Source organism: Gimesia sp. (genome assembly GCF_048262075.1).
Classification (GTDB): domain Bacteria; phylum Planctomycetota; class Planctomycetia; order Planctomycetales; family Planctomycetaceae; genus Gimesia.
On the sequence record NZ_JBLXFK010000034.1, the window covers coordinates 1 to 12,309 of the forward strand.

10 protein-coding genes and 1 pseudogene are annotated in these 12,309 nt (G+C 47.5%); 6 read left to right on the top strand and 5 right to left on the bottom strand.

The window, feature by feature from the left end; translation table 11 throughout:
- The first annotated feature begins 329 nt into the window (after positions 1-329).
- Positions 330-1,571 carry a pentapeptide repeat-containing protein gene (locus ACN0YH_RS27740; protein WP_417382861.1) on the top strand — a complete coding sequence of 414 codons (1,242 nt, stop codon included), beginning with the start codon at positions 330-332 and terminating at the stop codon, positions 1,569-1,571.
- 29 nt (positions 1,572-1,600) lie between these two features.
- On the opposite strand, the gene ACN0YH_RS27745 is transcribed toward ACN0YH_RS27740, so the two are convergent.
- From ACN0YH_RS27745 to ACN0YH_RS27765, 5 genes are all read right to left on the bottom strand, one after another.
- Positions 1,601-2,074, bottom strand: coding sequence for a response regulator (locus tag ACN0YH_RS27745; protein ID WP_417382862.1), 474 nt, complete (start codon positions 2,072-2,074; stop codon positions 1,601-1,603).
- 88 nt (positions 2,075-2,162) lie between these two features.
- Positions 2,163-3,590 carry an HD domain-containing phosphohydrolase gene (locus tag ACN0YH_RS27750; RefSeq protein ID WP_417382863.1) on the bottom strand — a complete coding sequence of 476 codons (1,428 nt, stop codon included), beginning with the start codon at positions 3,588-3,590 and terminating at the stop codon, positions 2,163-2,165.
- Positions 3,587-4,816, bottom strand: a complete 1,230-nt coding sequence (locus tag ACN0YH_RS27755) for an HDOD domain-containing protein (protein WP_417382864.1) — start codon at positions 4,814-4,816, stop codon at positions 3,587-3,589. The genes ACN0YH_RS27750 and ACN0YH_RS27755 overlap by 4 nt, the downstream gene beginning before the upstream one ends.
- A complete protein-coding gene (locus ACN0YH_RS27760) occupies positions 4,809-5,609 on the bottom strand; it encodes a response regulator (RefSeq protein WP_417382865.1) in 801 nt (266 codons plus the stop codon). Before ACN0YH_RS27760 ends, ACN0YH_RS27755 begins: the two co-directional genes overlap by 8 nt.
- On the bottom strand, positions 5,606-7,288 hold the full coding sequence (locus ACN0YH_RS27765) for an ATP-binding protein (protein ID WP_417382866.1): 1,683 nt from the start codon (positions 7,286-7,288) through the stop codon (positions 5,606-5,608). Before ACN0YH_RS27765 ends, ACN0YH_RS27760 begins: the two co-directional genes overlap by 4 nt.
- Positions 7,289-8,100: 812 nt before the next feature.
- Here ACN0YH_RS27765 and ACN0YH_RS27770 point away from each other — a divergent pair.
- The 5 genes and pseudogenes from ACN0YH_RS27770 to ACN0YH_RS27790 form a co-directional block, all read left to right on the top strand.
- The gene (locus ACN0YH_RS27770) at positions 8,101-8,664 is read left to right on the top strand and encodes an RNA polymerase sigma factor (RefSeq protein ID WP_417382867.1); all 564 of its coding nucleotides are present in this window, start codon (positions 8,101-8,103) and stop codon (positions 8,662-8,664) included.
- Positions 8,665-8,676: 12 nt separating this feature from the next.
- Positions 8,677-10,176 (top strand): serine/threonine-protein kinase, encoded by a 1,500-nt coding sequence (locus ACN0YH_RS27775; RefSeq protein WP_417382868.1) that lies wholly within the window; start codon positions 8,677-8,679, stop codon positions 10,174-10,176.
- 50 nt (positions 10,177-10,226) lie between these two features.
- Positions 10,227-11,192 carry a hypothetical protein gene (locus tag ACN0YH_RS27780; RefSeq protein ID WP_417382869.1) on the top strand — a complete coding sequence of 322 codons (966 nt, stop codon included), beginning with the start codon at positions 10,227-10,229 and terminating at the stop codon, positions 11,190-11,192.
- Positions 11,193-11,366: 174 nt separating this feature from the next.
- Positions 11,367-11,765, top strand: a complete 399-nt coding sequence (locus tag ACN0YH_RS27785; protein WP_417382870.1) for a hypothetical protein — start codon at positions 11,367-11,369, stop codon at positions 11,763-11,765.
- A 220-nt stretch (positions 11,766-11,985) separates the two neighbouring features.
- Positions 11,986-12,201, top strand: a pseudogene (locus ACN0YH_RS27790) (hypothetical protein); the annotation flags it as partial.
- Between the last annotated feature and the right edge of the window lie 108 nt (positions 12,202-12,309).

Sequence of the window (12,309 nt, forward strand, 5' to 3'; positions counted from 1 at the left end):
TCAAACGCGGCGTAGTCTTCGTCCGTCTCAAAGATCGTCATCCGGGCATTCGCCCGGTTCAACACATGATAAATATATCCCGCTTGTGCGGCGCGTTTTGGTCGTCCCATAATCAGGGGATTCTAGCGTAATCCCCCTAAACTGTCAACAAAAGGTTCCTGACACCTTTTTTACACCTTTTTTATGAAGAGATTTCCCTCCATTTTCAAGTATCTGCATGTTAACAGGTTCAGGCAATTCGCGTTCTTGAATATTCTCTTGCTCCGAATGGAACAGGTTTTCATAATACGCCCCGATTGTTTGCAGAATTCAACTATGGAGAGTGGTTCATGTCTAATGCGGCACATGTGGAAATTGTCAGGCAGGGTACGGAAGCTTTGACGAAGTGGCAGTCCGAAAACCCGGAAACCATACTCGATTTGAGTGGGGCGAACTTAGGTGGCGTGGAGTTGGGAGGCGCTAATTTACACGAAGCGAATTTAAGTGAAGCGAATTTGTTTCATACAAACCTGAAGAAAGCGAATTTAAGTAAAACGGATCTGAGCAAAGCAAACTTGTTCCATGCTGATTTAGGGGAAGCAAATTTGAGATATGCCAACTTGAGTGAAGCAAATCTGCATGATGCCCACCTGGGACAGGCAAATCTGTTAAGTGCTGACTTAACGAAGGCTCAGATGTTTAATGCTAACTTTGTAGATGCCAATTTACTCAATGTCAATTTAAGTCAGTCCAATATGAAGATGGCTATTTTCAAAATGGCGATCTTGCGGGAAGCGAACCTGACACAAGCGAATCTGAGTAAAGCCGATTTGAGCTGGTGTGATTTAAGTGGTTCGAATTTGTCAAAAGCCGATCTGAATTCAGCCAACCTGAGTGATGCAGATTTGAGTTGGTGTAACATGACTGGCACAAAACTCAATGAAACCAATCTCAGAGGAGCCACCTTAAATGCAGCCGATCTGTCACTGGCGCTATTACAAGGCACCGTTCTGGAGTCGGTCGAACTGACGAATGTGATTGTGGATGCCAGAACTTATTTCAGCGGATGTAAATTCAATAAGAAATCTGATGCCACAGGAACGGCGCTGCGGACCGCCCGATTCAATCCGATTACCGATTTAAGTTATCTTGAATGGAACATGCGTCGCCAGATGTGGGAAAAGAAATACCAGGAAATGCCTGTGTTAAAGCGGTGGGCAATTCAGGCGTTCTGGTGGACTTCAGATTATGGGAACTCAACGCAACGCATCCTGGCCTGTATCGTGGGATTTGCCTTTTTGTTCGCGATGATTTACAGCAGTTCTATCTTGCTGGATGATTATATCATTTCTTCAGAATTCCCGTTTGTCGAACTTCCCACAAAGCTGGTTGGCGCCAGCATCTTTATGCGCATGTATTCCTGTCTGTATTTCTCCTGTGTCACTATGACCACGCTGGGGTTTGGTGATATTCATGCAAATCCATTAAGTGTGACCGGTCAGGCACTGGTGATGCTGGAAGTCCTGATTGGCTACATTCTGCTGGGTTCTCTGATCACCAGATTAAGCGTCAGTTTTACTTCTGTGGAATGAACGGGCAGATTTGAGCCAGTGTATCAATATTATGAAGGAGTGCTTTCGAGGACGAACTGTTCTTCGACTTTGTCCGTCAGATCATTGATGATGGAATCTCGGATTGCCTGCACTCGTGATTCCCGGTCTTTCGCATGCAGGGCACCGAGTACTGCGCTCAGTAACTCTGCGTTTTTAAATGGTTTTGTTAAATACGCATCTACGCCAGCCTGATTGATCGCGCGCATTGCGATTAAGACAGAAACGTCACCGGTTAAGACAATTCTTCTGGTCTCGGGTGAATGTTCCGAAATCCAGGCCAGTAATTCTGTACCTGACATCCCAATCATATTTTCATCGGTAACGACGACATCGATGTGATGTTTTTTCAATAACTCAACCGCTTCTTCTCCTGAGTTGCTGGTCCAGACGACGACGCCTTTTTTTTCTAAAGGTCGCAGTAATCTTCGAACGCACTTCAGCAGGATTGGTTCATCATCGACTAAAAGGACGGATTGGCTCATAAATTATTACCTGATAAAAATTGAGAAAGTGGGTATGCACGATGCCTGTGAATTATCAATGTTTCCGATTAATTCATACTGCAGTTCCTTAAGCAGAAACGGGAGTTTCTGAGGGGGCAGAAATTGTTTTAGTATCAGATGTTTCTGGTTGAACAAAAATTCGATCAGAAATCGGATTCGCCAGCGAGAGTGATTTCAGGTTTTCCAGGTGTTTTTGAGACAGGACGGTCCCACGCGGGAGAAGTAAACCTCCGCTATTAGAGAAAAGATCACGGGAGATTGTCATGCCCAGTTTGAGTTCATAAGGACGCACACGGTGATCTTGTTCCACAGTGACATCCACGTCCTCGTTCATCAGAGGGTGGTTTTGCCTGGTTTGCTGCTGCTGTGCTTGTGTGCTTGGTTCCTGCCGCGGGTGGCCCGCAGTTCGATTGTTGAAGTATTTCAAAAGTACGCTTTGATGTTCATCGGGAAACAGGTATTGATGGAGTGCAGAAACGACCTGCGGGTCGAACCAGGTTCCCGTCAGTCTGCCCATCGATTCCAGAATCGCTTCGGGGGTATTATTGCGACTGTTTTGCAGATGGTCATAATAGTCGGCAACACCAATAATACGTGAACCCAGCGGAATTTCCTCACCTTTCAAACCATCTGGGTAACCTGATCCATTAAAGCGTTCATGATGATGGCGAATAAGGACGGCTGCTTTTTCTAAACTGGGTACCATTTGTGCGATCTGTTCGCCTAGTAAAACATGTTTTTGTACCTGTTGTTGTTCAGCTGGTATCAGTTTGTCGTAAGGCTTTGATAACAGATTCGCAGGCAGCTCTATTTTTCCGATATCATGCAGCAGAGCAGCAGAGTTGATTTGAAACAGTTCTTCGAGCTGAAATCCAAGCTGTTTTGCAATCTGACCGGTCATGACGGTGACGCGTTTTGCGTGTTCCCCCAGGTCAGAACTGTGCATTTCCCCCAGTTGGGCCATGGCGCGAATAGAGCCGATGAATCCCTGTTTTAACTGCTGGTTCAGGAGTGTAACTTTCTCAGTACGCTCTTTGACTTTTTGTTCAAGGTTCTGATTTAAGTCTCGTAATTTGTCGTTTTGAGACTGTGTCAATTCCTGAAGTCTGCGATTCTCCTGTCGTAGCGTATATTCGTCGATGGCCCGTTTGACTTCATTTCGCAATTCATCATCGTCCCAGGGTTTCGTCAAAAAACGATAAACTGATCCCTGGTTGATGGCTTCAATGGCCGCGTCTTTGTCTGCATAGCCGGTCAGGATAATACGAATGGTTGCCGGGGATAAATCTCTGACGCGCTCCAGCAGCTTCGTACCTTCCAGTTCAGGCATGCGTTGATCTGAGACAATTAACGCGAAGCTTTCTGTCTGTACCAACTGACAGACTTCTTCAGGTGACGATGTCGTTATGATGTCTATCGCGTCTTTTCGAAAGAGTCGTACAAATGCTTTCAAAATGTGTGGTTCATCGTCGATAAAGATTACTTTGGGGTTCATTGGACTAATTCCTCCTTCACGGAAGATGGGAGTTTCTCATTGAGCCAGATTCGAAGTTGTTCGACATCAATTTGAAAAGGTTTGCGTTCAGGAGATTCCTGGTGCATTAACTCTTCATGATGATGGTAAACGATGATATTTTGAGGCCACGCAACAGGCAGTGATTCCGGATTTAATTCCGCATCTGTCACGACGGCGATCATCTCTGCACCTTCCGGGATCGGTTCTTCAAGCGTCACCGGTATAATTCCCTGACTGAGTAACAGTAAGCTGATGATTTTGTAGAAGTCCGGATTTTGGATCACGACTCCCGCACAGGTATCTCCTGTTTTGCAGGCAGCAGCGTAATTCTGCTGCGATGTGATGTTAAACAGATTCTCTGTGTGTGCGACTTCTGAGGGAAGTGTCTCCAGGGTTTTCTGCAGTGCCTCTGAGAGTGATCTGTATGAGAAAGATGCCTGCATACAGAAGGAAGTCACAGAAGTATTTCCACTAAAGCCGATGCCAGAGACTTTCGCTAAGTTGTTTGCGGTATTGATGAGTGAAAGAAGCTGGTCCTGCTCTGTGGAAATTGTCATATCGCAATTCCAGCAGTGATGGTTTTGGACCGTATAGGCAACCGATTCCGGAATCTTCCACCGCTCACAGAGTGCAAATCCAACATCGGTATGATTAAAACCGAGTTGTGTCTCTTCCAGAGTGTGTAGTGGCTGATTCTTCGCATTTGCAGCAGCGATTAAAGCCAGATACTGCTCTGTGCATGATTCCAACAGGATCAGTTTGCCAATATCATGCAAGAGGCCGGCAAGAAAGGCTTCTTCCGGGTCGCAGATGACAAGATGCCTGGCTAACTGTCGTGCGCCAATCGCAACGGAGAGAGAGTGCCTCCAGAAATCGTCGACATCAAAGAATTGTGAATTCGTAGCCAGATTGGGGTGAATGGCAGAAACGGTTAAGCCTAGTGCGATATTGCGAACGCCATGTGTGCCTAAGACGACAATGGCCTGTGGAATGGTCGATATTTGTCTGGAAAAACCGAAGAACGAAGAATTCACGACACGTAAAATTTGCGCGGCGAGGCCCGAGTCTGCTTCTGCGACATAGGCCATGTCCTGCGCAGATGAGGTCGGGTCGCCTGCCAGTCGACCTAGTTCCTGAGCCACTTCAGGCAGTGTCGGGACAGATCGAACCAATTTTAAAATCTGATTTAGTTTTATTTCATCCATAGCACTCTTCCATCGAGAGAACACATCCTCGTAATTGATCACCGTCCATCAGCTTCTTGCAATGAATCTGAACCTGTTTATTTTCGAGTGTCAGGGGCAGGGATTCGGTCTGTCTGCTACCTGATAAACAATTCGTGACGGTTTCTACAATTTCGCTGGAAAAGATGTCTTTGATGTCGGCACCGAGATGCACTTCGCGTAGCGTGGGAAACATCTGGTCTACGGATTCATTTGCTAAAACGATAATACTTTCTGCACTGATGCCAACCACTGGGATAGGGATTTTCGCCAGTACTTCCTGCGAAAAATGCAACGATTGTTTACTTTTTCCGACCAGGTCTTCCAGTTGCTGATTGAGCCGATTCAATTTGGCATTTTGTAGTTTGATTTCCTGTGTCAGGTTTCGATTTTCCTGTAGTAATTCATATTGCCCTAAGCACTGGCGAATGGTGATTCGTAGTTCTTCATCATTCCAGGGTTTTGTCAAAAAACGATAGATTGCCCCTTTGTTAATCGAATCAAGAATTGTGGCTGCATCTGCATAACCGGAAAGAACGACGCGGACACATTCCGGATATTTCTCTTTTACGATCGAAAGAAATTCGGTACCAGTCATGCCAGGCATCCGCTGGTCAGAAAGGATTACACTGACTTCTTGCTCGGCCAGTATCGAAATTCCCTCAGCACCACTATTCGCGGTAATTAACTGATATTCTTCGTTTCTCAATAGTCGCTTTAAGGATCGAAGCACATTGATTTCGTCATCGACGCAAAGGACGGTTTTCTGATTCATGCACACATCCCTTCCAGTGGTAATCGAATGGTGAATGTTGTCCCGATCCCTAATTTGCTCTCGACTGAGATCGTACCATTGTGTTTCTGAATGATTCCATAAATGATCGAGAGGCCTAGCCCCGTACCCTGACCAACCGGTTTAGTGGTGTAGAAGGGAGTGAAGATCTGTGAGAGTTCCTGCTCCGGAATTCCGATACCTGTATCGGAGATCTGAATGATGATTTCTTCGCTGGTCGCTTCCGTTTTGATCGTGATCGTGCCTCGTTCAGGAATCGCCTGGGCAGCATTAACCAGTAAATTCATAAAGACCTGGTTCAGTTGTCCGGGTGAACAGCGAATTTCGGGAATCTCTCCCAGATCGGTCACGATCTCGCTTTTATATTTTAATTCATTCCAGACAACTTTGAGGGTAGCGGCAATCCCATCGTTGATATTGGCTTCTTTGACACTCGCTTCATCGACGCGGGCGAAACTCTTCAGGTTTTGTACGATTTCCGTGACGCGGACCAGGCCCTCGGTCGATTCTGACAGTAACTCATTGACGTCTTCGAAAATATCTGCGAGGTCTTCTTCTTCGCGAATCGTCTGGATTTGAGTGAGCAACCGTTCCTGTTGTGGTTTATCTTCTTCGCGAATCGCTTGGGACAGTTCTTCGTACAGCCTCAGTAAACGCGTGAAGATCCCCACATATTCACTGAGTGTTCCCACATTACTTTTTACAAATCCGATCGGATTGTTTATTTCATGTGCCACACCCGCAGCGAGTTGACCGAGTGACGCCAGCTTTTCCGATTGGATTAACTGAGATTCCAGCATTTGACGATTGGAAATATCGCGTATAAATGCATTGAGGATACACGGCTCTCCTTCGGAAGCGATGGAAGCAGAGATTTCAATGGGAAACTCCGCTCCGGTTTTATTCAACGCGGTTGCTTCAATTAATTTATTCTGGGCCAGGCTATGATCGCTGTTTCGTAAGTCAAGCAGATTTTTTCTGAAATGAGCATGGTGTGTTTCCGGCATCATTAATTCAATCAGATTCTGTTCGATGGCTTCCTTGTAGCTCCACCCGAAAATGCGTTCGGCTGCCTTGTTCCAGTCCAGAATCGTGCCGTCATCCCACATTGAAATAAAACCGTCGGCCGCAGAGTCGATAATCAATCGCGTTCTTTTTTCCGCTTGTTTTAAAGCGTTTTGGGCAATTTCAAGGATCTGTTCCGATTTGATCTTCTTTAATGCGCGTTCGACAATCGTCGGGAGCAGGCTGGTGAAAGCATCATCCTTGATCAAGTAGTCGACGGCACCGCGCTTCATCATTTGCACAGCGACGGTCTCACTACCACGGGCCGTCATGACGAGAAACTCGAGATATTGACCTTGTTGCGCTAGCGTATCGATGATTTCGATACCTTTCATATCAGGCAACTCGTAATCGAGAAGTAATAGAACGGCTTTATTGACATTCAGCCATTCGATAGCTTCGTGGCCCGTACTCACGCAGTGAATCTCCAGCGGAAGATCTATCAAAGAATCTTTGATGATACGCGTTTGCGTATGACTGTCTTCAATAATCAGAATTGTTCCACCGGGGCTGATGACGACATCGTGATTTTTACATCTGTCGTATTTTGATGGAATGATCTCGTCGATCGTTTCAGTGAAAGTACTCTGATTCATTGATCCCCCTGAAATTTCGCATAGCAAGAGCCTGTGAACAACGGGGGGGGAATTGATCAGCAGATTTGCAATGGAAATTCGATATGTTGTATTTCGTTGAGTAGTAACATAGCTACGATTTAAATCGATTGATAAAAAAGTGAGCGTATTCGTTAAAAATATAGAACGTCTTAATCATCCAAGAACTCACTATTTTTGAAATGAGTGCTTTACCTCAGGGGATGTTGCCAGAATGAAACATCAGCAAACCGATAAAAAGGTGTCAGGAACCTTTTTTCCTTACCCACAAAAAGGTGTCAGGAACCTTTTCACCCTAAATCAACCTGAACATCCACCAGCGGTGAAAACAAGTCACCTCGAAAGAATTCCCGAATCCTGTCAACAAGCCCCCCTCACCACAACTATTTCGTGTAAATTCGTGGCTTACTTGGTAGCAAAAAAATACCGGGTTGTTCATTCAACTGATCCCGAATTCACTGGCACGGAACTCCGCATACCGCCATCCACCTGTCTGCCCACGTGTTGAAGTTTCATAAAAATCGTTTCAGTGCCTGTACGAAAACTTAGCAATTATTTCTTCTCTCACAGGAAACTGATATAACTGCCTGCTCACAGCGATGTACCGGGAGAAGATCCTCCGACTCCATTTGCAGTGGCTGTCAAAACGGGAATTACTCTTATGTCCTGTTCTGACTTGTCTTTACAATACAACTGAAGAGAACCATTCGAATATTTTATTTTTTTTGTAACATCCGCTTCATTCTTGTGTGTTATCCAGTGGAGGAGTCGCTTTGCAAGGTCCTGAAACAAGAGTGTCGCTGATTGCCAGGCTACAGCAGCCCACCCAGGATGCTGCCTGGGATGAATTCAACTGCATCTATCGACCGCTGATCGTGAGAGTTGCTCGGATGAAAGGTTTACAGTATGCCGACGCAGAAGATCTGTCACAGGACGTTTTAACAGCAGTCCGCAAGTCAATCGAACGTTTCGACCCGCATGCGGCTGGTTCATTTCGAGGATGGCTGAGAACAATTACCCGAAATCTGGTGATAAACCATTTAACACGTTCAAAAGGACCCATTGGTTCGGGGGACAGTAATGTACTGGCAATGTTGCAACAGCTTCCCTCCTGTGACGAGCCAACGGCGACGCTGTTTGATATGGAGTTGCGGCGAGTGCGGTTTCGCGCGGCAGCAGAGGAACTGAAGACTGAGTTTAAAGAACCCATCTGGCTTTCCTTCTGGCTGACGGCAGTGGAGGCGCATTCGATTGCTGACGTCGCACTGCAATTGAATAAAACACAGGGATCGGTACGTACGGCGCGTTGTCGTGTTTTGGCCCGGTTACGCGAAAAAGTACGCCAATTCGAAGAATAAGGTAAATATAATATGGTGGCACGTTTTCATTTCGACGTAACGACGCTGGAACGCTACCTGCATGATCAGCTTGACGATCAGCAGCAGAGTGCGCTGAGCGAACATGTCGAAACATGCGAAGTCTGCCTCGAACAAATTGACACTTTGTCCCGGCAGGGGCTGTCATGGGACGATGTCGGGGAAATGCTGCGAGAAGATGAATTCTCCGAGTCTCCGTTATCGCCAGACTACCCGGGTATTCGCCCACAGGAAGACGATCAGGCAGATTTGCTGGAACCTACGGAGCGTGACGATTCGCTGGGACGGTTCGCGCGATACGAAATTCTGGAGTTTCTGGGACGAGGCGGAATGGGGATTGTAATGCGGGGGCTTGATACGGCACTTGATCGCCAATGTGCAATCAAAGTTCTCTCTCCCCGGTTTGCCAGCAGCGCAGCAGCCCGCAAGCGTTTCTCCCGTGAAGCGAAGAGCGCCGCAGCGGTGGTACACCCGCACGTTGTGCCGATTCTAACCGTCAACGAACATAATGGACTGCCGTTTCTGGTGATGCCCGTTGTGGAAGGGAAAAGTCTGCAACGACGCATTGAAGATTACGGGCCACTGTCTGTCATTGAATCCATACGCATCGCAGCACAGGTTGCCGACGGGCTCTCAGCTGCTCACATACAGGGACTGGTTCATCGAGATATAAAGCCGGAGAATATCCTGCTGGAGAATGGGGTCGAGCGGGTCCAAATCACAGACTTTGGCCTGGCGCGCGCGATCGACGATGCCAGTATGACCCGCAGTGGTGTGATCGCAGGTACGCCTCAATACATGTCGCCGGAACAGGCTCACGGTGATTCGATCGACCATCGCAGCGATCTCTTTTCTCTGGGCAGCGTGATGTACTTCATGCTCGCAGGCCGCAGTCCGTTTCGCGCTGAAACAACGATGGGAGTGTTGAATCGAATTGGTAAAGACACTCCACGCAGTTTAAGAAGCATCAACGCCGAGGTGCCATCCTGGCTCGAAGAGATTGTGACGAAGTTACTTGAGAAACCCCGCGAAGACCGTTTTCAATCGGCCGATGAAGTATCCGGCTTACTGAATCAATGGCTGGCGCATCTGCAGACACCGGACTCAGCTCCGATGCCGGAAAGAGTACTTCCGTCTGCGGGAAGGACCAGCACGGTTTTAATCAGAAAAGCATCGCATGCCGGACTCAACATGCGCTGGTTGATTGCCGGCAGCTTAGGTGTGCTGCTATTGACGACGATGATCATTCTTCAGGTCGGGAAAGTCATTTCGCCGACTGCCATTCAGCAAAATCGAACCAACGAAACGCTTCCTGCGCGAGAACAGGGCCCCGGGACACTGGAAACACCTGGATTTGCGGAGGGAACAGGATGGAATACCGGGCCATCGCTGCAGAAGACAGCCGACCTGCTTGACTTTTCCGACGCGCTCTCACAAGACGCGCGGCGTCCTTTCCTGAACAGACCCGATCCAGGTACAGCATTACAGGACTGAATCTGTACCATAATTACTGTATCAATTTCTTCATCAACAAGGTGACTATCATGCGTATCGCAATAACTTTCTTCTTACTTTTCTCCGGCATTGTCGGTCTTGCTCTTGCGCAACAGGATGACACGCTCAGCGTCGACGCTGCTGACAAGCCAGCGAATCTTCCCGATACGCAGATCGAATCCAAAGCGGATGGGGCAAACTCCCGTAAAGAAAATCAATTGGGCGAGTCGAACAACAGCAAAGTTAAAAACGCCACACGTTTCCAGCCGATACAAGCGCTGCGAATGGATTATGAGCGCGCGGAACGCGACTCCGCCAGGTATGCGACCGAGTTGAAAAACAGTGCATTGCCGGGACGCAAAGCTAAGAAAAAAGGAACAGGCTTATTAAACGATTCGCAGAAGTCAGACCAAGCCGCTCGCAACAAAGCTGAAAACAAATTAAACGACGCGGTCCAGCGCGCATTCAATCTGCGTCATCAACTGCAAATGGCACAAATCGAGCTGGTCGAGCAAAATCTGCGTGAGACCCGCGCGCAGCTCAGCCAGCGTAAACAGGATGCCAAAACCATCATTCGACGCCGCATTGAAGAACTCACCAGCAGCGATGATCTGTCGTGGCTTGGAAATTCCGATAACAAATCAACGGCCTCCCTGGTGCCTCACAGTCATTCGAAGCTGCTGCAGAGCCCAGGGGTTGCTCGTCAAACGCAATCATCGTCAGACGTATTCGTCTATCCACGGGATGCAGTCAAGAATTATATTGAATCCGCTATCGCATTGGATGCCGGAAAAGCATCCCACGGGGCGACCAGTAATCTGGCACAGAAAGAAATTTTGAAGCACTGGGGTGAGCTCTTCATGGAACATCCCCCCCAGATTCAAATGGTGCTCCTCGATTCTGACGCACTCCATTCCCACGTGATGGCGACTGCTGACGGAGAGCGTCTCATGTTCGAACTGAAGCGCTCTACCGGAGGTTGGCGACTTGCGGCCATCAGTCAGCTCGAAAAATGAGCTGCCCTGAGCCCCCCCCTCATAATCATTCTCTGAGTTTGAGAGAACATTTTTCCAGGAAACGCGTGACAAACTCTCTCAGCCCGTGTGTTACTTACAGAAGGAATTGACTGGCAGGAGCCAATTGGCAGAATCCAGTATCAGATACCTGACACCAACGGGTGGAGAAGTAGCATGAGAGATTTTTTATCGACCATTTCATCCATATTCGTAATCCTGTTCAGTTTGTCGCTGTTGTTTCTGACCGATGAACCTGATGTGGAGTCAGGCGCGCAGAAAAAAACGTTTGCCACTCATTTAAAGCATCCCCCTGCAAATAAAACGATGATCTTCAATAAGGTACAGGGGGTGAAGGTCAGAGATGGTGTGCTGGTCTTTGTAACACTCGAAGAGGGTGGATTAAAGGACTACTATTTTTCTCTACGCGGCAAAAATGTCATTCTCTGCCAGTCACCAAATTCGCAGATGCCGCTCAAATCAATCGAGTTTGAAGAAAGCAGCCTTAACGGCTTGCGAATCACACTTTCAGCCGGCCTCGATATCAATCTGCAGGAAACGCTGAAAGACTTCTAAAGTGATCACATGTTAGCAGAGCATCTCTCATACTCGGCCCAATAGCCCCTGAAGACGTTATAGTAAAACAGGACACAGTCCAGTAATGGTATTTTGGTTTCCTTTGATCTTTCGATGATCCTATTGCATCCGCTCTACGTTAAACTCAAGTCGACATTTCTGAAAACATGACTTAGGGGAGAGTTTAATGAACGCAGTACCTCATTGACCGGACTGCAAAAAACAGATGGAAAAAGGATTCATTCCAGATACGACGCTCCTGGGTGCGCTCCAGGCGACGTGGCATCCGGACGCTCCAGAAACCGCGGGCGGCTCGTTTTTCGGGTTTAAGACGAAAAACAGAACCAAGACTGTCAGAATTGAAGAATCCAGAACAAGAACAGTCACCTCTTATCGCTGCCCCGAATGCGGCCTGTTGCGCGCCTTTGCGAAGTAATCGACTCCCTGCTTTCCCTTTAAAGGTGTCCGGAACGAATGGCACTGCCTGTTGTGGTGAAAGAGTTTGCGTTCATATGATGGCCCTTCGTTGTTGATGGTAATGGTA